Source organism: Rhodopseudomonas palustris HaA2 (genome assembly GCF_000013365.1).
Taxonomy (GTDB): domain Bacteria; phylum Pseudomonadota; class Alphaproteobacteria; order Rhizobiales; family Xanthobacteraceae; genus Rhodopseudomonas; species Rhodopseudomonas palustris_J.
Genome location: NC_007778.1, coordinates 2,386,320 through 2,413,024, shown reverse-complemented (window position 1 = coordinate 2,413,024; position 26,705 = coordinate 2,386,320). Strand labels below are relative to the sequence as shown.

The window sequence follows — 26,705 nt, the reverse complement described above, 5'->3', positions numbered from 1 at the left end:
CCCGGCTCTTCAGTCCGGCAATTTCAGCTCGTCGTCGCCGCGATCGTCAAAGTAGCGCGCCACGATGTCCGGCGTCACCTCCTCGATCGTCGCCGGCCGCCATTTCGGCGCGCGGTCCTTGTCGATCACCGCGGCGCGAATGCCCTCGACGAAATCATAGCTCACGAACACCTGCAGCGCGGCGCGATATTCGTGCACCAGGCAGTCTTCGAGCGACGCCGCGTCACGCGCGATCCGCAACAGCTTCAGCGCGACCTTGAGGCTGGTCGGCGACTTGGCCCGCAGCGCTTTCAGCGTCGCCTGCGCGAAGTCCGAGCGGTCGCGCTCGAGATCCGCGAAGATCGCCTCGACGGTATCGTGGGCGAACCATTGGTCGATCTGCTGCGCGTGACGCTGCGCCGGCCCGGCTTCGGGTGTCATCGTGAATCGCGCGAGAATGCCGCGGACATTGTCGGCGTGGGCGTCGGCCGACGCCGTCGTCAGCGCGGCGCGGAGTTCAGGCCATGCGGATGCCGGCACGAACGCATCCGCAAACCTCGTGTGGATCGCGTCGGCGCCGTTCATGGTCTCGCCGGTGAGGCCGAAATAGGTGCCGATCTCGCCGGGCGCGCGCGACAGCAGCCAGGTGCCGCCGACATCGGGGAAGAAGCCGATGCCGACTTCCGGCATTGCGATCTTGGTCTTGTCGGTGACGATGCGATGGCTGCCGTGACCAGCGATGCCGACGCCGCCGCCCATCACGAAGCCATCCATATAGGCGACATAGGGCTTGGGAAATTTCGCGATCCGCGCGTTCATGACGTATTCTTCGCGCCAGAACACTTTGCCGAGATCGCCGCCTTCGCGCGCGCTGTTGTACAGCCCGACGATGTCGCCGCCGGCGCACAGGCCGCGCTCACCGGCGCCTTCGATCAGGATCAACGCGATGGCCGGATCGGCCTCGAACTCGGTCAACGCGGCGTCGAGGCCGCGCGCCATCTCCAGCGTCAGCGCATTCAGCGCTTTCGGCCGGTTGAGGCGGACCACGCCGGCTGCGCCCTCGCGCCGGACGATCAGGTCCGGCTCAGTGACCGCTATATTCATCGGTTCTCCTCGAGCAGCTTGCGCGACACGATCAGCCGCATGATCTCGTTGGTGCCTTCGAGGATCTGGTGCACGCGCAGATCGCGCACGATCTTCTCGACGCCGTACTCGGCGAGATAGCCGTAGCCGCCGTGCATCTGCAGCGCGTCGTTGGCGACGTTGAAGCCGGTGTCGGTGGCGAAGCGCTTGGCCATCGCGCACAGCTTGGTGGCGTCGGCATCCTTGCGGTCGAGCGCGGCGGCGGCGCGCCACAGCAGCGTCCGCGCGGCTTCCAGCTCGGTCGCCATGTCGGCGAGCCGGAACTGCAGCGCCTGGAATTCGTCGAGACGTTTGCCGAAGGCTTTGCGCTCTTTCATGTAGTCCAGCGCCTTGGAGAGCGCCGCCTGGGCGCCGCCGAGCGAACAGGCGCCGATGTTGAGCCGTCCGCCGTCGAGCCCGGCCATCGCGATCTTGAAGCCGATGCCCTCGTCGCCGAGCCGGTTGGCGACCGGCACGCGGGCGTTCTCGAAGATCACCGCGCGCGTCGGCTGCGCGTTCCAGCCCATCTTGCGCTCGTTGGCGCCAAAGCTGAGACCGGGGGTGTCCTTGTCGACGACGAGCGTCGAGATCCCGCCCGGGCCGTCGCCGCCGGTGCGCACCATCACAACATAGAGATCGTTGGCGCCGGCGCCGGAGATGAACTGCTTCTGGCCGTTGAGCACGTAATGATCGCCGTCGATCACCGCGCGGGTGCGCAACGCCGCGGCGTCCGAGCCCGAGCCCGGCTCGGTCAGGCAATAGCTGGCGATCAGCTCCATGCTGCACAGCTTGGGCAGCCATTGCTGCCGCTGCGCCTCGGAGCCATAGCTGTCGATCATCCACGCCGCCATGTTGTGGATCGAGATGAAGGCGGAGATCGCCGGGCAGCCTTCCGCCAGCGCCTCGAAGATCAGCGCCGCGTCGAACCGCGTCATCGCGCTGCCGCCGACATCATCGCGGATGTAGATGCCGCCGATCCCGAGCGCCGCCGCCTGCCGGATCACGTCCAGCGGCAAGTGCTTGTCCTCGTCCCATTGCAGCGCGTGCGGCGCGATCTTCTCGGCCGCGAAATCCCGCGCCATGTCGCGGATGGCGCGTTGGTCTTCGTTGAGGTCGAACATTGTCATGCGGGTTGCCAGTCGGAGAGAAGAGTCACGTAGCGGGCGTGTTCGGTGCCGGCGAGCTTGGCGGCGAAGCGGCGGTCCGCGGTGACCAATTGGGCATCCAGCTTGCGCGCCGTTTCAAGATAGATCAGGTCGTAGATCGGATGCCGCAGAGCGCAGGCGTTGTTCAACGCTGGCGCGATCAGGTCGTCGACGGCGATCAGGTCGGGCAGCATGACCGCTAAGGTGTGATAGTGATACGCCGCCTCCTGACGATCGAGCAAACCTTGCATGGTTTTGCGGGCCAGCGCATTGGCCACCTCGGTCATGATCAGCCGAGGTGCGACGAGACGGTCCGGAACGCCGGACAGTTCTCTCGCCAGATCTGACCATTCTTCGGGGACAAGCCATTTGACGGCGACGCTGGCATCGACAACCAACGTCGTCACATCAAACCTTCCCTGATTTCGTCGAGCGTCAGGGACGGCTGAATGCCATTACACCGCGAATGCAGATAGCGAATGGTCGCGACGCGCTCCTCGGGCGTGAGCGGCTGCTGGCGTTCGATCAGAAATTCGACCTCCTGTTCGAACGTCCGTCCGTTGGCACGGGCGCGGCGTTCGAAGGCGGCTTCCATTTCAGCGACGCGACTACGCGTTTTGGCATCGGCCATCGCAGGTCTCCTCGAAACCCGACCGGATCGCGTTTGCGATCCAGCCGGAACCATACCTCACTTCATCAGCGGGATCGAGAACTCCGCGCCTTCCTTGACGCCGGAGGGCCAGCGCGAGGTCACGGTCTTGGTCTTGGTATAGAACCGCACCGAATCCGGGCCGTGCTGGTTGAGGTCGCCGAAGCCGGACTTCTTCCAGCCGCCGAACGTGTAGTAGGCGATCGGCACCGGGATCGGCACGTTGATGCCGACCATGCCGACATTCACCTTCGCGGCGAAGTCGCGCGCGGCGTCGCCGTCGCGGGTGAAGATCGCGACGCCGTTGCCGTAGTCGTGGTCGGACGGCAGCGCCAGCGCTTCGGCGTAGTCGTGGGCGCGGACCACGCTGAGCACCGGACCGAAGATCTCTTCCTTGTAGATCCGCATATCCTTCGTGACGTTGTCGAACAGACAGCCGCCCATGTAGAAGCCGTTCTCGTAGCCCTGCATCTTGAAGCCGCGACCGTCGACGGCGAGCGTGGCGCCTTCCTGGACGCCGATCTCGACGTAGGTCTTGACGCGCTCCAGCGCTTCCCTGGTGACCAGCGGGCCGAAATCGGCGGACGGATCGGTCGAGGGACCGATCTTCAGCGCCTCGACGCGCGGGATCAGTTTTTCCATCAGCCTGTCGGCGGTCGACTTGCCGACCGGCACCGCGACCGAGATCGCCATGCAGCGCTCGCCGGCCGAGCCGTAGCCGGCGCCGATCAGCGCGTCGACGGTCTGGTCCAGGTCGGCGTCGGGCATGATGATGGCGTGGTTCTTGGCGCCGCCGAAGCACTGCGCGCGCTTGCCGGTCGCCGCCGCGCGCTCGTAGATGTATTGCGCGATCGGCGACGAGCCGACGAAGCCGACGGCGCGGATGTCGGCGTCGTCGAGAATGGCGTCGACCGCTTCCTTGTCGCCGTTGACGACGTTGAGGATGCCCGGCGGCAGGCCGGCTTCGAGCATCAGGGCGGCCAGCGCCATCGGCACGCCGGGATCGCGCTCCGACGGCTTCAGGATGAAGGCGTTGCCGCAGGCGATGGCGGGCGCGAACTTCCACATCGGGATCATCGCCGGGAAGTTGAACGGGGTGATGCCGGCGACGACTCCCAGGGGTTGCCGCATCGAATAGATGTCGATGCCCGGGCCGGCGCCCTCGGTGTATTCACCCTTCATCAGATGCGGAATGCCGCAGGCGAATTCGGCGACTTCGAGGCCGCGCTGGATGTCGCCCTTGGCGTCGGGAATGGTCTTGCCGTGCTCGCGCGCCAGCAACTCGGCGAGCTTGTCGTAGTCGCGCTGCACCAGGTCGAGGAACTTCATCAGCACGCGGGCGCGGCGCTGCGGGTTGGTGGCGCCCCATTCCGGCTGCGCGGCCTTGGCGTTTTCGATCGCGGCGCGCATCTCCGCCTTGGTGGCGAGCGCGACCTTGGCCTTGACCTCGCCGGTCATCGGCTCGAACACGTCGGCGAAACGGCCCGACTTCCCCTCGACCTCTTTGCCGCCGATGAAGTGCCCGATGGTGCGCATCCATTCCTCCTGAAACGCTGTTTTCTGGACTTCCTTGAACAGGCTTTTTCGGGCTTTGGGAAGAGCCTGCGCGCGCCCGACGCCTGCCAAAATGCAACGCTTGCCGCGCCCGCACAGTGGCGGCATCCCGGTGCGGGACGGACGGCGATCAGCGCGGTGAAGCGGCTTTGCTGCGGGTTCGGGACACCGCCGTCGCCGCCGGCTTCCGCGCCGGGCGCGGTTTCGCCGGCGTCGCCCGGCCCAGCACGGCGTCACGGCCGGCTTCGAGGATCGCGTCGGACAGTTCCCCGGTGCCGGCGACACGGGACATCAGCAGCGCCCCCATCATGGTGGCGAGCGTCGCCATCGCCTGCTTGCGGGCAATTTTCGGCGGCACGTCGTCGAACCGCGTCGCCATCGTCGCGATCATCTGCTCGAGCTTGGCGGCGAAGGCGCGGCGCGTCTTCGGGCTCTCGCGGGCGATCTCGGCGCCCAGTGCCGGCACCGCGCAGCCGCGCCCGGGGTCGTCGCGATGTGCCGCAGAGAGGTAGTTGTTGACGACGATCGCCAGCATCTCGCGCGGTGGCGTGTCTTCGGCGAGCTTGCGCCAGCGCTCGTTGGCGCGGTCCATCGCGTAAGCGAACGCCTCGATCACCAATTGCTCGCGTGAAGCGAAATGCGCGTAGAACCCGCCATGGGTGAGGCCGGCGTCCTTCATCAGGTCGGCGACGCCGATGCCGTGGGCGCCCTTCTCGCGCAGCCGCACGGAGGCCTTCCGCACGATGCGGGCGTGGGTCTCGAGCTTGTGTTCCTTGGAATAGCGCATCGGGTCCGATCAGATGTTCCTGATCATATCATAGCGCGGTTCGGCGCAAACGCCACCGCCGAAACCGCCGACCGGGCGGCTGCGCTTGACAAACAGCCGGCTTCGCCGGGACATGCGCCTCGGGGAAACGTGAGAAGAGCCAAAAAGCCATGCGGATGATCAACTCCCATTGCGGCGTGGCCGCCGACGATCGCGGCGTCGTCCGGCTGACGATCTGCGACGCCGGGCCGCTCAACATCCTGAATTCGCAGGTGATCGACGCGGTGCGCCAGGGTGTCGCGCAACTCGCAGCCGATGCGTCGAACCGCGTGCTGATCCTCGCCGGCGAAAGCGGCCGCAGCATGATCGGCGGCGCCGACATCAAGGAAATGGCGACGCTGGATCAGGCCTCCGCCGAGCGTTTCATCACCGGGCTCGCCGATCTGTGCGAAACGATACGCACCGTGCCGTATCCGGTGATCGCGCGAATCCCGGGCTGGTGCCTCGGCGGCGGGCTGGAAGTCGCCGCCGCCTGCGACTTCCGCGTCGCCACCGCGGACGCGAAATTCGCCATGCCGGAGGTGCGGGTCGGGATTCCCTCGGTGATCCACGCCGCGCTGCTGCCGCGGCTGATCGGCTGGAGCCGCACCCGCTGGCTGCTGATGACCGGCGACACGATCGACGCGCCGACCGCGCTGGGCTGGGGCCTGATCGACAAGATCGCGCCGCCGGACGCGCTCGACGACGCCGTCGAGAGCCTGGTCGCCTCGCTGCTCGCCGGCGCGCCGCAGGCGCTTCGGGCGCAGAAGGCGCTGCTGACCGCGTGGCACGATATGCCACTGCGCGAGTCGGTCGAACTCTCGGTCAAGGTGTTCGGGGAATCCTACCTCACCGGCGAACCGCAGAGGCTGATGGGCGAATTCCTCAACCGGAAGCGGCGAGGCGGCGACGGCGGATCTTCAGCCGCTCGGTCTACGTCAGCCACCGCGCCCGATGAAGCGCAACAGTTGACGTAGGCGATCAGAACCGGATTCCTGCGCCTCGCATCGCACGCGTCGCGGATGATCGCAGCACATGAAACGTCATCGGTTCAGAACCTCAATCGGCCTGTCGGATACGTCCCGAGGCGCCCAAACGCGCGCGGTCATCTTGGCGCGCATCCCTGTTCAACTGAGAGGTCGCAGAGTTGAGCGCGCGGACTTGATTTTGATTGAGATTGGGCACCGTCTTGGCAAACTCCTGCAGAATCTCAGTCGGCAACTTGGTTCTTTCGGTCAAGAATAGGGTCCGGGCTGCCAGCTCGTCGAAAGGCGGAGCCGGTTTCCCAAACAGTTCGTTCAAGTTTTCGCAGCGGTCTGCCAGGAAAAAATCGGTGAGCAGCGGCGACAGTCGGCTTGTCTCATCGATATGAACGAAGCCGAGACTTCGAGGCCATACAATGGGCTTGTTATCGCTGCTCGTCCCGATTTGATCCGCCGGATTCGCCGGCTGCTTCGCCGAAAACTGATGACAGCCTCCGCACGATGTCGCGCCGACGCGGTTCATGACCTCATCGATACTGACCCCGGAGGCCGAGCCACCGGCCGTCGGCGGTTTCAACTCATCAATCTTATTCTTGACCGCTTCCCGAAAAGCGCCAGTACGGTTTTCGCTTTGGTTCGGATCATCGTTGCGTGGTGGCGGGCCAGCATCGCTGACAAAATCGTTGAAAGCGGCGATCAAATTGCCACGCACCCCATTGCGGTTGACGAGATGAGTCTGCTGCTCGTCTGCGGGCCGGTCGGCCAAACCTTGGTTCGATGCAACCGCATCTGCGACCACTCTCTTTACAAACACTTCCTGGAATGCCTTCTTCACTGCGGGATCAATCCCTGAAACATTCGTCTCCGGCGGGGTGTAGAACGCCGGCTGGGGATTGGTTCCCACCGGAGCCGGCAGGAACTTCCCGGTCGACAATTCCACGTGCCACTCTCGCAATTCCCAAGGGAGCTGCTTGAATGTGTTGCCGCGAACCTGCCCGAATGGATTGCCGTAGTGCCTTGCGTGGATCACCGGAGGAATAACGACGCCATTCGGCGCGCTGAGGCCCTTGAAATAGAACCGATGGAGCCGTTCGGCGACCTTGTGCGTATCGGTTCCTAACTGCTTCAAGCCTAACCAGAGATCCGCCGCCGGTCGACATCCCTCTTTCTGAAGATCCGGACGGGGATTGGCGACCGCCGCTTCGAAAATCAGAAAAAACCGATTGAGTGTGCCGAGCGGCCCCGTCAGCAGTCCATCAGCACCGCGCTGGCCCTGGGCGAACACGATGCGATGTTCGCCGCAATACTGCCAATCCTCAGGAGCCTGATCGAAACGGTTGAAAAGACCGATCGGATGCAGTCCTTCAGGACTGCTCTCGTCGAGCAGCTTTGCCGGATCGATCGAAGACTCCTTGAGTCGAGGTGATATCGCCACCTCGCGACTACCGAGCGGGTGCGGCGCTTTGGTGAGCTTGAAACTGTCGATCAGACTCTTGACGACGGCTACCCTGTTGGCCTTGCTGTCGGACTGATTGGCGGATCTCAAAATCTGTCCGATAGTTGCGCCGAAAGAGAAATCGAAATCCTCCGCTTTCTCGCCGGCCTTTAGCTTGTTCTTTTCAATGAAAATCGCGCGGTCGGTCCCGGCAATCACGACGTTGCGTTGCCATTCGGCAAGCTTTCCAACCTGGCAAGCTTTGTCCCCTGCTGCGACTGCGGCTGAGATGGAATTCACAAACATCACTGATACCGCAAAAACGGCAAATCTTTTCATTGCAACGCCTCCAATACTGAAATGCGTTCCTTAAAATATGAAAGAGATTATCTATTCGCGATTAAGTTGCAACAGGTTTTTAAACTAAGATTCTAGAGCAGCTTTACCCGCAAGCAGCAAACGCTGATGGCCTTTCTCGATCGGAAGCGGCAGAGCATGGTCCCGAAAAGTGACGACTGGATTCGGAAAAGATCGTGCCCGATGAGAAGCTGGAGCGGGATAAAGATTTGAAGATGAGCCATTCCGCTCCAACATTACGCAAACGCTGATCTCATCACGCCGTGTTGCGCGGTGACGCCTTGCAATGCGGGCGTGGGATTATATGATCCGCATCATACATTCGCCCGCGAGCCGCTGCAGCGCCTCCCATCCATCAGGACCCGACGCATGATCTCGACCTGGCTGTCCGCCGCCCTGGCCCGCCGCGACATTCATTACGGCTGGGTGATGGTCGGCGTGACCTTCCTCACGGCGCTGGTCTCGGCCGGCGCGGTCGGCGCGCCGGGCGTTTTCATTCTGCCGCTGCAGCAGGAATTCGGCTGGACCACCGCCGAGATTTCCTCGGCGCTGTCGATCCGTTTCATCCTGTTCGGGCTGATGGCGCCGTTCGCGGCGGCGCTGATGAACCGCTACGGCCTGCGCAATGTCGCGCTCGCCGGACAAGTGATCATCGCCGCGAGCCTGATCGGCTCGGTGGCGATGAGCCAGGTCTGGCAGCTGGTGCTGCTGTGGGGCGTCGCGGTCGGGATCGGCACCGGCCTGACGGCACTGGTGCTCGGCGCCACCGTGGCGGCACGCTGGTTCAATCATCGCCGCGGCCTCGTCGTCGGCATCCTCACCGCCAGCGTCGCCACCGGGCAATTGGTGTTCCTGCCGATGCTGGCGAGCCTCACCGAACGTTACGGATGGCGCGTCGCGCTGCTGCTGCTGTGCGGCGGCCTCGGCGTCGCCGCGATGGGCGTGCTGCTGATGATGCGCGACCGGCCGGGCGATCTCGGGCTGCGGCCGTTCGGCGATACCGGGAGCGAGCCGCTGCCGCCGCCGCCGCCCGCCAATGCCCCGATCATGGCGGCGGCGCTGGGCGCGCTGCGCGACGCCGCGAAGACCCGGGTGTTCTGGATCCTGTTCGCGACGTTCTTCATCTGCGGCGCATCGACCAACGGCCTGATCCAGGTGCACCTGATTCCGCTATGTGCCGATTTCGGCATCCCGCAGGTGCAGGCGGCCGGGCTGCTCGCGGCGATGGGAATCTTCGATTTCGTCGGCACCATCCTGTCGGGCTGGCTGTCGGACCGCTACGACAATCGCTGGCTGCTGTTCTGGTATTACGGCCTGCGCGGGCTGTCGTTGCTGTTCCTGCCGTTCAGCGATTTCACCTTCTACGGGCTGTCGCTGTTCGCGCTGTTCTACGGGCTCGACTGGATCGCCACGGTGCCGCCGACGGTGCGGCTCACCGCGCAGAAATTCGGCCCGGAGCGCGCCGGGATCGTGTTCGGCTGGATCTTCGCCGGCCATCAGCTCGGCGCCGCCACCGCGGCGTTCGGCGCCGGACTGTCCCGCACCGTCCTGCTCAGCTACCTGCCGGCGTTCTTCGTCGCCGGCGCGCTGTGCATCGTCGCGGCGCTGATCGTGCTGACGATCAGCAAGCACCCGCGGCCGGCGGCGGCCTGAGCGAGCAGCGCAAGGCCGCGCGGGCGCGCGCGAGCCTTGCCCGCGGCGCCCGAAGCCTGCCCGGCTATGCCGGTTGACCTTGCCGTCGGGGTTCCGCCGCGCCCAGTTCGCGCGCCCGGCCGGCGGGCCGGACGTCGGGCCGGACGTCGGCGGCCAGACTGCTCGCAGGCCGCGGCCGGCTGGTCGCCTTGCCGGCGGTGCCGACCGTCATCAGGCCGCCATCGGCGTTCTGGATCAGGGCATCGATCGCCGCGCTGAGCCGCAGCAGCACCGGCGCGACCTCGTCGTGGATACGCTGCTCGTCATACATCGCCGCCAGCAGGCCGATATTGACCACCACATAGGTCTGGTACTGCGGCGACCACATCGGCACCGCGATGCCGTTGATATGCGGGCTGAACAGGCCGCAGGAGACCACGTAGCCGCGTTCGCGCAGCATCGCGCGGTTGGCCTCGAGACGATCGCGCAGCAGCGGCGCGTGCTGCGGAAACTCGCGGCTCATCTCCGTCAGCAACGCGTTGGCGACATCCTCGTCGAGCGCCGCGGTGTAGGCGTGGCCGCCGGCGGTCTGCGCCATCGCGATGCGGCTGCCGGTGGTCGAATGCAGGCCGAGCGCATGCGGCGCGCGGGCGTATTCGAAGTACACCAGATGAAACCGGTCGGGGATCAGGAACCCGATCGTGCCGGGGATCTGCTCGGCGACTTCCTGCAGCCGCGTCCGGACCAGATTGCGCAATTGCAGCCCGCGCATCATCGCCGTGCCCATCGCCACCGCGCTCGGGCCGATGCGATATTTCTGGTCGCGCGGCAGATACACCAGCTGCCCCATCCGGGTCAGCGTGTGGGTCAGGCGCGACACCGTCGAGCGCGGCAAGCCGCAGCGGTTGGAGATTTCGAGATTGCCGAGGCGGGTCTCCGCCCCCTCGAAGCAGCGCAGCACGTCGAAGGCGCGCGACACCACCTGAATCACATCGCTTTCGCCGGCGGGGTCACCGCTGGCCTGTCTGCAGAGCCGTTCCGAGCGTCGTCCCATTTTTGTTTTTCCCGCGTGGTTCTTGATGCCGAATGCCCCATGACGGAAGCGCCCATCAGCCCCGCCACGATGCACATTTTTTGATTTCACTCTGCGGAATGAAATTCCACTTACGGACGAAGCTACATCAGCCGATCAGCGACGACAACCTCAACTCGTTCCGCAGTTCGACGGCGTTGCAGCTACTCGACGCAAGATTTTCGGCAGATGCCGCGAAGCGGAAAAACCCGCGATCCGGCCGGCGCCCCGCCGGCGTCGCCGATCGACTTGGCATTCGGCCGCTTCGTCGCCGCCGTCGCTCTCGCCGTGCTGCTGGTCGGCGGCGGGCGTCCGCGCCGAATGCCCGCTGGCGTCCGCCGTCGCCGCGGCGGCGACCTATTGCCGCATCGCCAGACGGCGATCCGCCACGCGCCGCTGCGCACCGTTCGCGCTGCGTCGTTGCTATCGCGAATCCGCAGTGACATGATCGTCGAAACGCAATTCGCCCGAGCGAATGCATGAGGGGGAGAGAAACATGATCCGACGGTTCGGTCCGCTGGCGTCCATCGCCGTCACGTGCGCGACTGTGATTGCAACTCCAGCGCGTGCCGACGAAGCGAAACTGCCGGCGACGTTGGCGTTTACCGCCTATGACACCGGTACCGCGGGCTTCAACATCGCGGTCGCCGTCGGCAAGATGATGAAGGACAAGCTCGCCACCGACGTGCGCGTGCTGCCGGCCGGCAACGACGTCGCCCGCCTCGCGCCGCTGCGCGCCGGCCGCGCGCAACTGGCGTGGATGGGATCTGGCACCTACTTCGCGCAGGAAGGCGTGTTTGAATTCGGCGCCAAGGAATGGGGCCCGCAGCCGCTGCAGATCACCCTCAGCGTGGTCGATTGCAACGGCTCGTCGCTCGGCGTCGCCAAGGACGCCGGCGTCAAGGAGATCAAGGACCTGCGCGGCAAGCGCGTCGGCTTCGTGGTCGGCTCGCCGGCGCTGAACCAGAACGCGCTCGGCATCATCGCCTTCGGCGATCTCACCCAGAAGGACGTCAAGATCGTCGAATTCGCCAGCTACGGCGCGATGTGGAAAGGCCTTGTCAACAACGACGTCGACGCCGCCTTCGGCACCACCATCACCGGGCCGGCGAAGGAAGCCGAGAACTCGCCGCGCGGGCTGATCTGGCCGCCGATGCCGCACGCCGACAAGGCGGCGTGGGAGCGCGTCAAGAAGGTCGCGCCGTTCTTCAATCCGCACATGTCGACCTGTGGCGCCGCGCATCAGCCGGGCAAGCCGATCGAACTGTCGAACTACCCCTACCCGATCGCGACCGTCTATGCGACGCAGCCGGCGGATCAGGTCCACGCCATCACCAAGGCGATGATCGTGAACTACGACGTCTACAAGGACAGCGCCCCGGGCGCCACCGGCCTCGCGGTGAAGACCCAGACCATGAAATGGGTGGTGCCGTTCCACCCCGGCGCGGTGAAGGCGCTGCAGGAGGCCGGGCAATGGAGCCCCGAGGATCAGGCGCACAATGACGCCCTGATCAAGCGCCAGGCCGTGCTCGCCGCAGCATGGAAGGACTATACCGCCTCCGCGCCGTCCGGCGACAAGGAGTTCGTCGACGGCTGGACGGCCGCGCGCGCCGCGGCGCTGCAGAAGGCGAAGATGCCGAACGGATTCGCGCAGTAGCCGCCCCGACATCGACGGGGGCCACATGCGCCGAGACCAGCACGCCTCGCGGCCGACCAAGCGGATCGTGTTCGACGATCCGCATTCGGTCGACAACATGCAGGAAGCCGAAGTCACGCGGGTCCGCTCCCTGCGCGGCGCCTGGCGCTGGGCGCTGATCGCCGCCGCGGCGGCGACGATCCTGCTGTGCATCAACCAGCAATTCTCGCTGCGGTTCTTCGTCGGCTACACCCAGCTCAACACCGAGTATTTCTATCTCCTGATCGCCTTGATGCTGCCGTTCACCTTCCTGATCTTCCCCGGCTCGGCGCGGGCCCGGCTCGACCGCGTGCCGTGGTACGATATCGTGCTGTTCGCGCTGACCGCCGTCTCCGCGCTGGTGCTGATGGCCTATGTCCGCAAGGCCGCCGAGGCCGGCTGGGAGTTCGGCGGCGCGCCGACGCAGGTGTTCGTCGCTGGGCTGGTGATGTGGGCGCTGCTGATGGAGGCGCTGCGCCGCACCGGCGGCTGGAGCCTCGTGCTCTGCGTGTTCCCGTTCACGGTGTATCCGCTGTTCGCCGGCGCCGGATGGCTCGGCCCGCTCGGCGGCTCGCAATCGACGCTGGAACAGGCGACCGCCTATCACGTGCTGTCCGGCGAAAGCCTGCTCGGCATCCCGATCCAGGCCTTCGCCGACACCGTGATCGGCTTTCTGGTGTTCGGCACCGCGCTGATGATGACCGGCGCCGGCAAATTCTTCATCAACCTGTCGTTCGCGATCTGCGGCACGTTCCGCGGCGGCGCCGCCAAGGTCTGCATCTTCGCCTCCGCCCTGCTCGGCATGATGTCCGGCTCGATCATCTCCAACGTGCTGACCGCCGGCACCATGACCATTCCGGTGATGAAGAAGAGCGGCTTCCGCGCCTCCTATGCGGCGGCGATCGAGGCCTGCGCCTCGACCGGCGCGGTGCTGGCGCCGCCGGTGATGGGCGCCACCGCCTTCGTCATCGCGCAGTTCCTCAACGTCTCCTACGCCGAGGTCGCGCTCGCCGCGATCATCCCGGCCGCTCTGTTCTATATCGGCCTGTTCATGCAGGTGGACTCCTACGCCGCGCGGCACGGGCTGGAAGGCATTCCGCGCAGCGAGCTGCCTGCCTTGGGGCAGACGCTGAAGGAAGGCTGGTACTACGTCTTCGTGATCGCGTTGCTGGTGGTGATGCTGCTGCACTTCAAGCGCGAGAGCCACGCGCCGTTCTATGCCACCGCGCTACTGCTGGTGCTCAACCAGATCTTTTCCCGCGAGACGCGCTGGACGCCGGCGACGATCGCCCGGTTCTTCGAGGTCAACGGCCGAACCTTCGTCGAGCTGATCGGCATTCTCGCCGGCTGCGGCCTGCTGATCGGCGCGTTCTCGATGACCGGCGTGATCTCCAGCCTCGCCGGCGACCTGCTGCGGATCGCCGGCGACGACGTGTTCCTGCTGCTGGTGATGTGCGCGGTGACCAGCCTCATCCTCGGCCTCGGCCTGACGACGACCGCCTGCTACATCTTCCTCGCCATCCTGGTGGCGCCGGCGCTGGAGAAGCTCGGGCTGAACCGGATGGCGGTGCACATGTTCATCTTCTACTGGGGCATGCTGTCGTCGATCACGCCGCCGGTGGCGATCGCCTCCTTCGCCGCCGCCGGCATCGCCGGCTCGCCGGCGATGAAGACCGGCTGGGAATCGATGTGGGTCGGCAGCATCATCTATTTCATCCCGTTCTTCTTCGTGATGAACCCGGCGCTGGTGCTGCAGGGACCGGACCCCTATGCCGCCGCGCTCGGCCTGATGGCGCTGGCGGCGCTCGGCACGCTGTTCATCTGCGGCGGCATCCAGGGCTATCAGGTCGGTATCGGCGATCTGCGCCGCGCCGGCGCGCTGCAATGGCCGCTGCGCGTGGCGCTGGTGATCGGCGGCTTCGTGCTGGCGACGCCGGGCGGCGGCATCAACCCGCTGTCGCAGACGCAGATCACCGGGCTCGGGCTGTGCATCCTCGCGCCGACCGTACTGATCGCGCTGCTGCTGGTGCGGCGCGGCGGACGATCGCGAAATATCGCAAGTCCGTCGCTGCGGTGAAGATTTTCGCGATTATTTCACTGGACAGCCTCGGGCCGTCGGCGGAGCATCTCGGCATTTCATAGCCGGGAGTTTTGCAATGCAGCGCATAATGGAAGTGACTTCGGTTGATATCAGCCTGGTCAAGACCAAGCCTCCGCAAATCCTCATCGTCGCCCACGGCACCGTCCCGACGTCGGGATGGAAGACCCCCGAATTGTCGCCGTGGTTCTACGTCCGCCCGCCGGACGACGGCATTCAGGACTTCGACTTCGTCGCCGAGGAGCCGGGCGGCATCGTGCTCGAAGTGATCACCACGGTCGTCGCCGAGACGACCATCCCGCGCGATCCGGCCGACTATTGGGGGCCGGGCCAGCCGCTGCGCGGCGTCCGCATCCACGCCCGCGGCAACGCCAAGGAGGCGTTACTGGACACCTCGGACAAGGCCATGCAGGCGGTCGCCCTGTTCGGCGGCGACGCCACGCCATGGCCGTGGTTGCTGCCCGGCCGGTCGTCCGACTGCGGGCTGACCGGCAAGTCGCTGCGCGTGTATCACTCCGGCGACATCTTGACGCTCGACTATCGGCCGGACCGCGCCAATATCGAACTGTCGCCCACCACCGAACGGATCGTGCGGGTCTGGTTCGGGTAACGACGGAGATTGCGGCGCGTCGTCCGTCCGGCGCGCCGCCACGTCAGACGCCGTGGAACACCACGGCGTCGACCACGACGCAGCCCTGACCTTCGCTGCCGAGCATCACCGGATTGAGGTCGAGGCTGGCGACGCGCGCGGCGGGATCGCGCATCAATGCGCCGACCTTCACCACTGCGTCGACCAGCGCGTCGAGATCCATCGGCGGCTCGCCGCGGACGCCTGCGAACAGCGGCGCGATCCGCAGCGACTGCAATGCGTCGCGCACATCCTGCGCCGTGAACGGCGGCAGCAGCAATCTCGTGTCCTTGACGATCTCGACATATTTGCCACCGTCGCCGACCACCACCACCGGCCCGAACACCGGATCGCGATGCGCGCCGATCATCATCTCGCGGCGGCCGCCGGCCATCGAAGCGACGATGACGCCGTCGAAGCGCGAGCCGTTTTTCGCGATGATCTGCTCCATCTCGGTGAAGATGTCGCCGGTGGTATCGGCCGAATTGACGCCGAGCCGCACCAGGCCGAGTTCGGATTTGTGGGCGATATCGGCCGAACAGCCCTTCACCACCACCGGACCGCCGATGATGTTGAACGCCGCGATCGCCTCGTTGCGCGACAGGCACAACCGATGCGGCACCACCGGAATGCCGCGCGCGGCCAGCAGACCGAGACTGTCCGCCTCGTTCAGCATCGTGGTCTCCGCGGCGGGCGATGCGATCAGCGCCTCGCCCGGCGCCAGCGCCGTGCGGCGCGCGCGTGTCTTGGCCATCAGTTCGCGATGCGCGAGGAACTGATGCAGCGCGGTGACCGCCTCGACTTCGGTCGGAAACACCGAGGTGCCGTTCGCCGCGAAGGCCTGCGCCACGCTCGGCTGCGTCGCCGCCACCACCAGCGGCTTGCCGGTCTGTTTGCCGAACGCCGCCGCATCGCGCGAGAACGCTTCGACGTCGTAGCCCGGCCCCGCCACCGGCACGCCGATCAGGAACGCATCGGCGGCGGGGTCCTCGGCGATCACCGGCAGAATGTCGCCGAACAGCGCGCTGTTCGACAGCAGCGCCGCGGTGAGATCGATCGGATTGGTGGTGGTGGCGAAGCTCGGCAGGATGCCTTTCAGCTTCGCGTCGGTCTGCGGCGCCAGCTTCGCCATCGGCATGCCGACGGAGGTTGCGGCATCCGCGGTGAGCACGCAGACGGCGCCGGAATTGCTGATCGCCACCAGCCGCCGCCCCTGCGGCTTCCAGTCCTTGAGATACAGCTCGGTCGCCTCGACGAGGCCGCGCATGTCCGGCGCGCGCCAGATGCCGTGATGTTCGAAGAACGCGTCGACCACGCGGTCCTCGTTGGCGAGCGCGCCGGTGTGCGATTGCGCCGCCGCCTTGCCGGCGTCGGTGCGGCCCGACTTCAGCGCGATGATCGGCAGGTCGCGATCGAGTGCGATCGACGCCAGCTCTTCGAGATAGCGCTTGTCCGGGATGCTTTCGAGGTACAGCAGCATCAGCTTGACTTCGGAGTCCTCGGCGACCGCGCAGGCCAGTTCGCCGACGGTGATGTCGGAATCGTTGCCGGTGGCGTGGGTGTGGCGGACGCCGATGCCCTTCTGGCGCAGGAAGCCGACCGGCACCGTCGACAGCGCGCCGGACTGGCTCAGCATCGCGACGTGGCCCTTGGCGTCCTCCGCGGCGCGGTCCATGTCCATGAACATCGTCGAGAACGACGCGATCGCGCCGGTGCCGAAATTGGCGAGGCCCTGCGAGTTCGGACCGACGATGCGCATCCCGGCCTTGTGCGCGGCAGCGACCATGCGGCGCTCTTTCGCCTTGCCTTCGCCCGCATCGACCTCACCGAAGCCCGACGCCATCACCACCGCGATCTTGACACCGAACGCCGCGCAATCTTCGACCGCGGCGATGGCGTTGTCACCGGCGACCGCGACGATCACCATCTCGGGCGCTTCCGGCAGATCCTGCAGCGACGCGTAGCTCTTGTGGCCCTGGATTTCGGGCCGGCTGGGATTGATCGGATAGATCTTGCCCGCAAAGCCGAACTTGCCGAGAAAATGCACCGGCCGTCCGCCGACCTTGTTGGGATTGTCCGAGGCGCCGATGATGGCCACGGATTTCGGATCGAGGGCGGCGCGGAGACGGCTCATGCAGAGGTCCTTTCGAAATAGGGAACGAGGCGGCCGGTGAAGCGCGCAAACCGCGCGCGCACCCGGTCGCCGATGGCGAGATCTTGGGCGCCGTGCGCCATCATGCGGAAACCTTCCGCGGTGTCGATCAGAACGATCTTGAAGGGCACATGTTCACGCGCCTCCGGCGTCGCGGCGCGATGCACCAGCGTCGCGGCGTGGACGACGCCCTCGCCGCTGGCGCGCAGCGTGGCGAGATCGTTGCTGCCGCAAGCGGCGCAGAAGTCGCGGCGGAAATACTGCACGCCGCCGCAGGCGGTGCAGCGCTGATCGCTGATGGCCTCGTCGCCGGCGGTCCAGTCGGAGATCATCGCCGGCTCACTCATCGCACCCGCTCCAGGAACATGCTGACATGCGACGACAGCACGCCGCCGTCGCCATGCAGCAACGCCAGCGAGGCGTCGCGGACCTGGCGATCATCGGCCCGACCGGTCATCTGCAGATGGGTCTCGACCAGATGCGCCATCGCGCCACCGACGCCGCAATGGCCGTAGGACAACAGCCCGCCATGGGTGTTGAGCGGCATCGCGCCGTCGCGCGAGAAGTAACCATCGCGGGCGCGCGCCGCCGCCTCGCCGCGGGGCGCGAGGCCGAGATCTTCCAGCAGCATCAGCAGCGTGATGGTGAAGCTGTCATACACCGCGGCGTAGCGAATATCGCCGAGTGCCACGCCGCTCGCAGCTTTGGCACGCGCGATCGACTGCTCCGCGCCGGACGGGCCGTCCGCCGGCATCGCGGTGACGTGCTGATGGGTATGCGCCTGGCCGCAACCGCGGACCTTGATACGATGAGTCGTGGTCGGCTCGCGGCTGACGATCAGCGCCGCGCCGCCATCGGACACAGGACAGCAATCGAGCAGTTTCAGCGGCGTGGCGATCGGCTTCGACGCCATCACCTCGGCGATGCTGATCGGCTCGTGAAACTGCGCACCGGGATGGAGGGCCGCGTGCGCGCGCATCAGCACGGCGAATGCGGCGAGGTCTTCCTCGCTGACGCCGTGCTGGTGCATGTAGCGCGACGCGACCAGGCCATAATACGCGGGGATGGTCGGGCCGAGCGGCACTTCGTAGACCGGGTGGCCGACCTGCGCCAGCGCCTGCACGGAGGCGTCGCGGCTCTGCCCGCTCAGGCGATTTTCGCCGCCGACCACCAGAATGTTCTTCGCCGCACCGCTCTCGACCAGCTGATGCGCCAGCATCGCCATCGCCATCCCGGTGGCGCCGCCGACCTGCACGGCGTGGCAGTAGGCGGGACGAATGCCGAAATGCTCGGCGAACACGGTGGCCAGCATGATGTGCGGCATCGTCGTCGAATAGCCGCACAGCAGCCCGTCGATGTCGGAGCGGGTCAGTTCCGCATCGGCGAGCGCCTGCTCGGCAGCGTCGCGCATCAGCGACAGCGTCGTCGAACCATCGATCTTGCCGAACGGCGTGAGGCCGACGCCGGTGATGTAGCTCATGATGAACGTCCGACGCTTGGCATCATCCTCACTTTCGTCATTCCGGGGCGCGCCCCTTGGCGCGAACCCGGAATCCATAGCCACCGCCGGGAGTATGGATTCCGGGTTCGCGCTACGCGCGCCCCGGAATGACGAACGAGAGGGTGTCTGCGATGGTCAGCGATCACGCGCATCGATTCAACTCGCCACCTTGCCCGCCGCCGGCAGCTTCAACGCGCCGCATCCAGCCAGCGCCTCGATCTCGTCGTCGCTGTAGCCGGCCTCGCGCAGCACCTCCGCCCCCTGCTCGCCCAAGCGCGGCGCGAGGCGCTGGCGCGCGACGGGCGTCGCCGCAAAGGTCGCCGAGACTCTCATGTCGCGGATCGGGCCTTCGCTCGGATGATCGACGACGGGGAAGAAATCGGTCGCGACCAGATGCGGATCGTCGAGCAGGCTTTCGAGATCGTGCATCCGCATCGCCGGCACGTCGGCGGCATCGAGCAGTTCCGTCCACTCCGCCGTGCTGCGCGTCAGGAAGATCCGCGCCAGCTCGGCATAGACCACGTCGATGTTCACGGCGCGCTTGGCGAACGACGTGTAACGCTCGTCGCTCAGCAGATCGTCGCGGCCGATCGCGCGCAGGAAGCTGCCCCACTGCTTGTCGTTGTACACCATCGCGCAGATGTAGCCGTCGGCGGTCTGGTACGGCCGGCGGTCCGGCGACAGGTGCCGGGCATAGCCGCCGCGATCGAGCGGCGGCTCGTAGGTGAGCCCGCCGAGATGATCACCCATCACGAAGCCCGCCATCGTCTCGAACATCGGGACGCCGACGCGCTGCCCCTGTCCAGTGCGGTCGCGATGCACCAGCGCGGCGCAGATCGCGCCGACCGCGGTGAGCCCGACGATGCGGTCGACCAGCGCGTTAGGCACGTAGCGCGGCGTGCCGTCACCGATACGCGCGTTCAGCGCCGGCAGCGCTGTCGCGCCCTGGATTAGATCGTCATAAGCGGGTTTGGCCGCATAGGGTCCGTCCTGGCCGAAGCCGAACAGCCCGGCATAGATCAGCCGCGGATTGATCGCCGCGACCTCGTCATAGCCGAGCCGCAGCCGCGCCATCGCCTGCGGACGCACGTTGTACACCAGCACGTCGGCGCCCGCAATCAGCCGCAGCGCGGCGTCGCGGCCGGCGGCGTGTTTGAGATCGAGGCAGATGCTGCGCTTGTTGCGGTTGGCATTGAGGAACACCGGTCCCATGCCGGGATTCCGCGCCGGGCCGATCTGCCGCGTGACGTCGCCGTCGGGGGACTCGATCTTGACGACATCCGCGCCGTAATCGCCCAGCATCTGGGTCGCGTAAGGCCCCATCAGCACCGACGTCATGTCGACGATCGTCACGCCTGCGAGTGGCCCCATCGTCGCGATCGCTCCCCGGTGCGGATAGCGGCGCTCTCGGGGCGCCGTCGTTCCCGTGTAGCGTGGAGCGCGCGCGAAGATCAAGCGCGCCCGGCCGCATGGCGCCCAGCCGGCCGGCGATGTTCCGCGACACGGAATCGCGTGCGGACATTGACCGCGACGGCGGATGTCTGCATTGAGCGGTCCGGCCCCCGCGCGACCACACCGCCAGAGACCGCCAGATGACGACGCACCACAAGACGTTCCTCGCGCCGCCGTCCTTGCCGGCGATGGGCCTCGGCGCTTTGTGGCCGTCGTCCGGCTGGCACGCCGAGCAGGGCTTCCCCGAATTCAGCTTCATCTGGCGCGACTACCGCATCAGCCGACAGGCGCTCGACGTGCTGCAGCGCCTCGCCGGGCGCAACGACGACGTCACCACCGAGCGGCTGCTGCTGCTGGCGCCGCACGTCACCGGATTCCGCCTGACGCTGGCGATGCTGATGCATCCGCGCTGGCCGATCCCGATCTGGCGCGCACTACAATTGCGCAACCGGATGATCCGTCATGGCGACGTCAAGGTCGCGTTCCCGTCCGACCTGATCGCGCGGGCGATCGCCTGGCGCGTCCATGGCAAAGGCATCGAACTGGACGTCCACGCCCGATTGCTGCAGGGCGCCGATTGCCCCTGGGAAAGCATCACCACGTTCTATTATCGCGGCCGCTTCACGCCGCTGTTTTCGCGCGGCGCAGCGGATGGTGCGCCGTCCGCGTCGCCCGTGGTCGATCCCGCGCTGCCGCCGGTCGCGCATTGGACGGTCGAGGGCGGCCAGCGGCTGCGCTTCACGCGGCTCACCGGCGATACCAATCCGCTGCATCTGCTCGACGCCTATGCGCGCCGGGCCGGCTTCGCCGCGGCCTCCGCGCATCCGCAGCGGATCGCCGCGCAATGCCTCGGGCACCTCGCGCCGACACAGGCGCCGCCGCGCCAGCTCGATCTGTGGCTGAAAGGCCCGGTGTATTACGGCCGCGCCGTCACGCTGCGGCAGGCCGCGGGCGACGACGGCGACGATTTCGCGCTGTGGGTCGACGGCGACGAACGGCCGGCGATGGTGGGCGTGATGCGTTGATCCTGTTACTCCAGAGTGACTCCCGTCCGCAGCCGTCATCCTGAGGTGCGAGCGTAGCGAGCCTCGAAGGATGCGGTGACAGGGACTGCGGCTCATCCTTCGAGGCCTGCCACGCCGCGACGCGGCGTGGCAGGCACCTCAGGATGACGCTCGTGGATAGGCTGGGCCGCTGCCCCAATGACGGCGGAGACTAAGTCACCATCTTGCGCAGCTCGGTCTTCAGCACCTTGCCGTAATTGTTCTTCGGCAACGCTTCCAGATAGACGTAGCGCTTCGGCCGCTTGAAGCGGGCGATGGCGGCGAGGCAATGCGCGTCGAGCGCAGTGTCGCTGGGCTCCGATCCGTCCGCCAGCACCACACAGGCGACCACGGTCTCGCCCCATTCCGGATCGGCGACGCCGATCGCCGAGACCTCGCGCACCGCGGGATGCGTCAGCAGCGCTTCTTCCACTTCGCGCGGATAGATGTTGGTGCCGCCGGAGATGATCACGTCCTTGGAGCGGTCCGACAGCGTGAGAAAGCCGTCCTCGTCCAGGCGCCCGACATCGCCGGTGCGCAGCCAGCCGTCTTTCAGCGTCTCGGCGTTGGCGTCCGAATTGTTCCAGTAGCCGAGCATCACGGTCGGGCCCTTGGCCTCGATCTCGCCGGTCTCGCCGGCCGGCAGCACCTCGCCGTCAGGCCCGGTGATCCGCACCGACAGCGCGCTCTGCGCGGTGCCGACCGAGGCCAGCCGCTGCAGATAGCGCGGATGATCGACATCGGCGTGCAACTCGCGCTTCAGCGACGTGATCGCCATCGGCGATTCGCCCTGGCCGTAGATCTGCACGAAGCGCTGGCCCATCACGTCGAGCGCGTCGCGGATGTCGGCGAGATACATCGGGCCGCCGCCGTAGACGATGGTGCGCAGTCCCTCGCCGCGCTCGCCGCGGCGCCTTGCGGCCTCGACCAGCCGCTTCACCATGGTGGGCGCGGCGAACATCGCGACGTTGCCGAGCTGCTTGCCGAGCGTCAGCACCTCGTCGGGGTCGAAGCCCTTGGAGGCGGGCACGACGTGACGCGCGCCGAACCGGGTGTGGATCATGTTGTAGAGCCCGGCACCGTGCGAGATCGGCGCGGCATAGAGCGCGGCGTCATCGGACGACACCGTGTCGACATCGGCCAAATAGCACAGCGACATCGCGATCAGATTGCCGTGGCTGAGCATCACCCCCTTCGGCCGGCCGGTGGTGCCGGAGGTGTAGAACAGCCAGGCGAGATCGCCGTCCTCGCGCGCCGCCGGCGCCGCCGGCCCGTCGCCGCTACGGGCGCGAATGTAGGCGTCGCTGTCGAGCGCCAGCGTCGCCATGCGGGCCGGCAATTCGCCCGCGGCCTCGTTGAAAGTGTCCGCGGTGTCGTCGCAGATCAGCGCCAGCTTGGCGCCGGAATTGCTGCAGATCCACGCCGCTTCCTTGCCGTGCAGCTTGGCGTTGATCGGCACCGCCACCGCGCCCGCCCACCAGATGCCGTACAGTGCCTCGAGATATTGCGTGCAATTATGCGCGAACAGCGCGACGCGGTCGCCGGAGACGATGCCGTAGTCGCGCTGCAGCGCTGCAGCGAACGAGGCGGCGCGCTGCGCGAACGTCGCGTAGTCCGCCTCGATCGTGGTGCCGGTGAGCAAGGCCGGCGCGGACGGCCGCAGCCGTGCGCTCGCGGCGAGCCATTCGGACAGATTCATCGCAAGCCCCCGCAAATCGAGTGTTCAATGGGGACGCGACTGCCGGCCCGCTTGCCGTCATGGCCGGGCTTGTCCCGGCCATCCACGTCTTTGCCGCGTCCACCGCCGAAGGCGTGGATGCCCGGGACAAGCCCGGGCATGACGGGCGAGAGAGCCATCGCGTTGGATTACTTCGCCGGCTCGAGCACCGAGACGTAGTTGGCGACGGCGGCGCCGCCCATGTTGAAGATGCCGCCGAGCTTGGCGTCCTTGATCTGCATGCCTTCCGGCGCCTGGCCGAGCAGCTGCATCGCGGTCAGCACGTGCATCGACACGCCGGTGGCGCCGATCGGATGGCCCTTGGCCTTGAGGCCGCCGGACGGATTGATCGGCAGCTTGCCGTCCTTCTGGGTCCAGCCTTCCTTGATGGCGCGGGCGCCCTGCCCCTTCGTGGTCAGCCCCATCGCTTCGTACTCGATCAGTTCGGCGATGGTGAAGCAATCGTGGGTCTCGACGAAGGAGAGATCATCGAGCGTGATTCCGGCGTCGGCCAGCGCGCGCTGCCAGGCGACGGTGCAGCCTTCGAACTGCAGGATGTCGCGCTTGGACATCGGCAGGAAATCCTGCGCATGGGCGCGGGCGCGGATGTTGACGGCCTTGCCCATGGTCTTGGCGTTCTCCGCCGAAGTCAGCACCAGCGCGGCGGCGCCGTCGGAGACGAGCGAGCAGTCGGTGCGCTTCAGGGGGCCGGCGACGAACGGGTTCTTCTCGCCCTCGGCGCGGCAGAACTCGAAACCGAAATCCTTGCGCATCTGCGCATAGGGATTGGCCACTCCGTTGTGGTGGTTCTTGGCGGCGATCATGGCGAGGGCGTCGGACTGGTCGCCGTATTTCTGGAAGTATCGTTGCGCGATGATGCCGAACACCCCGGCGAAGCCCGCGGGCGTCTCGCCGTCTTCCGGCAGATAGGAGGCGCGCAGCAGGTTCTTGCCGATTTCCGGGCCCGGCGTCCGCGTCATCTGCTCGACGCCGACCACCAGCACCACCTTGGCGGCGCCGGCCTCGATCGCGCGGATGCCCTGATGCACGGCGGCGGAGCCGGTGGCGCAGGCGTTCTCGACCCGGGTGGCGGGCTTGAAGCGCAGCGCCGGATCGGCCTGCAGCACCAGAGCGGCGGTGAAATCCTGCGGCGAGAAGCCGGCGTTGAAATGCCCCAGCACGATTTCATCGACATCGCCGGCGGCGATGCCGGCATCGGCGATCGCCTCATTGGCGACGCGGACGATCATGCTCTCGACGGTCTCGGCGTCGAACTTGCCGAAGGGCATATGCGCCCATCCAACGATGCTGGCGGTCATGGCGTTTCTCCTCGATCGGGTTGCTGGTTTGGCCGGAATATAGGACGACCGTCAGCCAAAAGCATCCCCCCGTGGGACGCATAAAGACTCGTCATGCCCGGGCTTGACCCGGGCATCCATCACACGAAGAAGCTGGATCGCCGGGTCAAGCCCGGCGATGACGCCTGTGCGTTAGTCAGGCGGCAAAATTCCCGCCCAGTTCGTCCTCGATGTGAATCCGGATGATGTCGTCGAAGCTCTGTTCCGCGGTGGTGAAGCCGAGCGCGAGCGCGCGGTCGGTCGCAAAATTGCGCGGCCAGCCGGCGACGATGCCCATGATCACCGGATCGGGCTCGCGCCTGATCCGCGCCACGACGCCCTTGCCGGCGACGCGTTCGAGCGCCGCGATCTGTTCGCCGACGGTGGCGGCGAGACCGGGCATCGACAAATTGCGGCGCGGGCCGATCGCCTGCGTGTCCATCGTGCCGGCATGGATCAGGAAGCTGACCGCGGAGCGCGGCGAGGCGTGCCAGTGCATCACGTCGTCGGAGACCGGCAGCACCGCCTCGTGGCCGGCGAGCGGCTCGCGGATGATGTTGGAGAAGAAGCCGGAGGCCGCCTTGTTGGGCGTGCCGGGGCGGACGCAGATCGTCGGCAGGCGAATGCCGACGCCGTCGAGAAAGCCCTTGCGGGTATAGTCGGCGATCAAGAGTTCGCAGATCGCCTTCTGGGTGCCGTAGCTGGTGAGCGGCGCGGAGAGGAATTCGTCGCCGATTTTCTCGGGGAACGGCGCGCCGAACACCGCGATCGACGAGGTGAACACCAGCCGCGGATGATAGTCGTCGCCTTCCGCGCGGATCGCGTCGATCAGATGCCTCGTGCCGTCGAGATTGATGCGGTAGCCCTTGTCGAAATCGGCCTCGGCCTCGCCGGAGACGATCGCGGCGAGATGGAAGATCACCTCCGGCCGATGCGCCACCAGCGCCGCCGCCTGCCCCGGCTCGGCGAGATCGCTGACGATCGTCGTGATCGGCATCGCCGCCTTGGCGGGCGTGGCCGGCGCGACCACGTCCTGCAGCGTCATCCGGGTGATCTCGCGATCACCGAGGCGACCGTCGGCGAGCAGCCGCTCCGTGAGTTTGCGCCCGACCATGCCGGCGGCGCCGAGGATGAGGATGTGCAAGGTTGATGTTTCCCTATCGTTCGTCATTCCGGGGCGCGCGAAGCGCGAACCCGGAATCTCTTCCGGGGAGAGATGCTAGTGTGCTCGTGTCAGATTCCCGGTTCGCGCGGCGCGCGCCCCGGAATGACGGCTTGAGATGCTGGGCGTACTTATCATGCCTTGGTGACTCGTCACCATCCTTCGAGGCTCGCTGCGCTCGTACCTCAGGATGACGCTGTGGTTGGAGCCGTCACCCTGAGGTGCTCGCCCGCTCGGGCGAGCCTCGAAGGGCGGCGGCATGTTCTGCACGAGCGACTATTCCTTCACCGCGCCGGTCATCGCCGACACATAGTGCTCGACGAAGAACGCATAGAGGATCACCAGCGGCAGCGAGCCGACCAGAGCGCCGGCCATCAGCGAGCCCCATTTGTAGATGTCGCCGTCGACGAATTCGTTGACGATCGCCACCGGCACGGTCTTGTTCGGCGTCGACTGCAGGAAGGTCAGCGCGTAGATGAACTCGTTCCAGCACAGCGTGAACGAGAAGATGAAGGCCGAGATCAGCCCGGGCACAGCGAGCGGCACGATGATCCTGGTGAGGATCTGCCAGCGCGAGGCGCCGTCGATCAGCGCGCATTCCTCGAGCTCGAACGGGATGGTCTTGAAATAGCCCATCAGCAGCCAGGTCGAGAACGGGATCAGCAGCGTCGGATACACCAGGATCAGCGACAGCGGCGAGTCGAACAGGCCGTAGGCCTGGATCACCGAGGCCAGCGGAATGAACAGGATCGACGGCGGCACCAGATAGGCGAGGAAGATCGCGCCGCCGACGCTGTCGGCGCCGCGGAACCGCAGCCGCACGATCGCATAGGCGGCGAGCACGCTGGCGACGATCGACAACGTCGTCGCGGCGGCGGCGACATACATCGTGTTCCACAGCCAGCGCGGATATTGCGTCTCGAACAGCAGCTTGGAAATGTGCTTCAGCGTCGGCTTGACCACCCAGAACGGGTTGTAGGTGTCCATGTCGATCAGCTGCTCGTCGGGTTTGATCGAGGTCAGCGCCATCCAGTAGAACGGGAACAGCAGGATCACGACGATGATGAACAGCGGCAAATACAGCGTCACCAGCCGGCGCGGCAGCGATTCCAGATAGCTCATGCCCTCGCTGTCGTCGTCCCGGGCGACGGTCGCGGCCTTGACCGCGAGGCGCGGGTCGGAGGCGGTGGTTTCAGTCATGGCGCGC

At 66.5% G+C, this 26,705-nt stretch carries 22 protein-coding genes; 6 read left to right on the top strand and 16 right to left on the bottom strand.

What is annotated here, in order from left to right:
• Nucleotides 1-9: 9 nt before the first annotated feature.
• The 6 genes from RPB_RS10665 to RPB_RS10640 form a co-directional block, all read right to left on the bottom strand.
• Nucleotides 10-1,083 carry an enoyl-CoA hydratase/isomerase family protein gene (locus RPB_RS10665; RefSeq protein ID WP_011441015.1) on the bottom strand — a complete coding sequence of 358 codons (1,074 nt, stop codon included), beginning with the start codon at nucleotides 1,081-1,083 and terminating at the stop codon, nucleotides 10-12.
• Nucleotides 1,080-2,228 (bottom strand): isobutyryl-CoA dehydrogenase, encoded by a 1,149-nt coding sequence (locus tag RPB_RS10660; protein ID WP_011441014.1) that lies wholly within the window; start codon nucleotides 2,226-2,228, stop codon nucleotides 1,080-1,082. The genes RPB_RS10665 and RPB_RS10660 overlap by 4 nt, the downstream gene beginning before the upstream one ends.
• Entirely contained in the window at nucleotides 2,225-2,653 is a 429-nt protein-coding gene (locus tag RPB_RS10655) for a type II toxin-antitoxin system VapC family toxin (protein WP_011441013.1), read from the bottom strand. The genes RPB_RS10660 and RPB_RS10655 overlap by 4 nt, the downstream gene beginning before the upstream one ends.
• Complete coding sequence (locus RPB_RS10650; protein ID WP_041798191.1) at nucleotides 2,650-2,877, bottom strand: hypothetical protein; 228 nt, start codon at nucleotides 2,875-2,877, stop codon at nucleotides 2,650-2,652. Before RPB_RS10650 ends, RPB_RS10655 begins: the two co-directional genes overlap by 4 nt.
• Before the next feature lie 57 nt (nucleotides 2,878-2,934).
• Complete coding sequence (locus tag RPB_RS10645; RefSeq protein ID WP_011441011.1) at nucleotides 2,935-4,431, bottom strand: CoA-acylating methylmalonate-semialdehyde dehydrogenase; 1,497 nt, start codon at nucleotides 4,429-4,431, stop codon at nucleotides 2,935-2,937.
• Nucleotides 4,432-4,579: 148 nt separating this feature from the next.
• On the bottom strand, nucleotides 4,580-5,236 hold the full coding sequence (locus tag RPB_RS10640) for a TetR/AcrR family transcriptional regulator (protein WP_011441010.1): 657 nt from the start codon (nucleotides 5,234-5,236) through the stop codon (nucleotides 4,580-4,582).
• A 149-nt stretch (nucleotides 5,237-5,385) separates the two neighbouring features.
• Here RPB_RS10640 and RPB_RS10635 point away from each other — a divergent pair, with 149 nt between their 5' ends.
• The gene (locus tag RPB_RS10635) at nucleotides 5,386-6,231 is read left to right on the top strand and encodes an enoyl-CoA hydratase (RefSeq protein WP_011441009.1); all 846 of its coding nucleotides are present in this window, start codon (nucleotides 5,386-5,388) and stop codon (nucleotides 6,229-6,231) included.
• An 82-nt stretch (nucleotides 6,232-6,313) separates the two neighbouring features.
• Here RPB_RS10635 and RPB_RS10630 read toward each other — a convergent pair whose 3' ends face one another.
• On the bottom strand, nucleotides 6,314-8,011 hold the full coding sequence (locus RPB_RS10630; protein WP_011441008.1) for a hypothetical protein: 1,698 nt from the start codon (nucleotides 8,009-8,011) through the stop codon (nucleotides 6,314-6,316).
• Between the two features lie 387 nt (nucleotides 8,012-8,398).
• On the opposite strand from RPB_RS10630, the gene RPB_RS10625 reads away from it, so the two are divergent.
• Nucleotides 8,399-9,682, top strand: coding sequence for an MFS transporter (locus tag RPB_RS10625; RefSeq protein ID WP_011441007.1), 1,284 nt, complete (start codon nucleotides 8,399-8,401; stop codon nucleotides 9,680-9,682).
• Nucleotides 9,683-9,746: 64 nt separating this feature from the next.
• Here the strand turns inward: RPB_RS10625 and RPB_RS10620 are convergent, their stop codons facing one another.
• The gene (locus tag RPB_RS10620; RefSeq protein WP_011441006.1) at nucleotides 9,747-10,715 is read right to left on the bottom strand and encodes an IclR family transcriptional regulator; all 969 of its coding nucleotides are present in this window, start codon (nucleotides 10,713-10,715) and stop codon (nucleotides 9,747-9,749) included.
• Between the two features lie 514 nt (nucleotides 10,716-11,229).
• Between RPB_RS10620 and RPB_RS10610 the strand changes: the two genes are divergently transcribed.
• From RPB_RS10610 to RPB_RS10600, 3 genes are all read left to right on the top strand, one after another.
• Nucleotides 11,230-12,390, top strand: coding sequence for a TAXI family TRAP transporter solute-binding subunit (locus RPB_RS10610; RefSeq protein ID WP_011441004.1), 1,161 nt, complete (start codon nucleotides 11,230-11,232; stop codon nucleotides 12,388-12,390).
• Between the two features lie 25 nt (nucleotides 12,391-12,415).
• Nucleotides 12,416-14,485, top strand: coding sequence for a TRAP transporter permease (locus RPB_RS10605; RefSeq protein WP_011441003.1), 2,070 nt, complete (start codon nucleotides 12,416-12,418; stop codon nucleotides 14,483-14,485).
• A 79-nt stretch (nucleotides 14,486-14,564) separates the two neighbouring features.
• Nucleotides 14,565-15,116, top strand: a complete 552-nt coding sequence (locus RPB_RS10600; RefSeq protein WP_011441002.1) for a hypothetical protein — start codon at nucleotides 14,565-14,567, stop codon at nucleotides 15,114-15,116.
• 43 nt (nucleotides 15,117-15,159) lie between these two features.
• Here the strand turns inward: RPB_RS10600 and RPB_RS10595 are convergent, their stop codons facing one another.
• The 4 genes from RPB_RS10595 to RPB_RS10580 all read right to left on the bottom strand — a co-directional run bounded on the left by RPB_RS10595 (nucleotide 15,160) and on the right by RPB_RS10580 (nucleotide 20,158).
• A complete protein-coding gene (locus RPB_RS10595; RefSeq protein ID WP_011441001.1) occupies nucleotides 15,160-17,268 on the bottom strand; it encodes an acetate--CoA ligase family protein in 2,109 nt (702 codons plus the stop codon).
• On the bottom strand, nucleotides 17,265-17,633 hold the full coding sequence (locus RPB_RS10590) for a Zn-ribbon domain-containing OB-fold protein (RefSeq protein WP_011441000.1): 369 nt from the start codon (nucleotides 17,631-17,633) through the stop codon (nucleotides 17,265-17,267). The genes RPB_RS10595 and RPB_RS10590 overlap by 4 nt, the downstream gene beginning before the upstream one ends.
• A complete protein-coding gene (locus tag RPB_RS10585) occupies nucleotides 17,630-18,766 on the bottom strand; it encodes a thiolase family protein (protein WP_041798189.1) in 1,137 nt (378 codons plus the stop codon). The genes RPB_RS10590 and RPB_RS10585 overlap by 4 nt, the downstream gene beginning before the upstream one ends.
• Nucleotides 18,767-18,943: 177 nt before the next feature.
• Complete coding sequence (locus RPB_RS10580) at nucleotides 18,944-20,158, bottom strand: CaiB/BaiF CoA transferase family protein (RefSeq protein WP_011440998.1); 1,215 nt, start codon at nucleotides 20,156-20,158, stop codon at nucleotides 18,944-18,946.
• 221 nt (nucleotides 20,159-20,379) lie between these two features.
• Here RPB_RS10580 and RPB_RS10575 point away from each other — a divergent pair, with 221 nt between their 5' ends.
• Complete coding sequence (locus RPB_RS10575; RefSeq protein ID WP_011440997.1) at nucleotides 20,380-21,264, top strand: acyl dehydratase; 885 nt, start codon at nucleotides 20,380-20,382, stop codon at nucleotides 21,262-21,264.
• Between the two features lie 190 nt (nucleotides 21,265-21,454).
• On the opposite strand, the gene RPB_RS10570 is transcribed toward RPB_RS10575, so the two are convergent.
• The 4 genes from RPB_RS10570 to RPB_RS10555 all read right to left on the bottom strand — a co-directional run bounded on the left by RPB_RS10570 (nucleotide 21,455) and on the right by RPB_RS10555 (nucleotide 26,698).
• Entirely contained in the window at nucleotides 21,455-22,981 is a 1,527-nt protein-coding gene (locus RPB_RS10570; RefSeq protein WP_011440996.1) for a class I adenylate-forming enzyme family protein, read from the bottom strand.
• 167 nt (nucleotides 22,982-23,148) lie between these two features.
• On the bottom strand, nucleotides 23,149-24,318 hold the full coding sequence (locus tag RPB_RS10565) for an acetyl-CoA acetyltransferase (protein ID WP_011440995.1): 1,170 nt from the start codon (nucleotides 24,316-24,318) through the stop codon (nucleotides 23,149-23,151).
• Between the two features lie 175 nt (nucleotides 24,319-24,493).
• Nucleotides 24,494-25,480: a D-erythronate dehydrogenase gene (gene denD / locus RPB_RS10560; protein ID WP_011440994.1), complete on the bottom strand. Its 987-nt coding sequence runs from the start codon at nucleotides 25,478-25,480 to the stop codon at nucleotides 24,494-24,496.
• Between the two features lie 294 nt (nucleotides 25,481-25,774).
• Complete coding sequence (locus tag RPB_RS10555; RefSeq protein ID WP_011440993.1) at nucleotides 25,775-26,698, bottom strand: carbohydrate ABC transporter permease; 924 nt, start codon at nucleotides 26,696-26,698, stop codon at nucleotides 25,775-25,777.
• Nucleotides 26,699-26,705 lie beyond the last annotated feature (7 nt).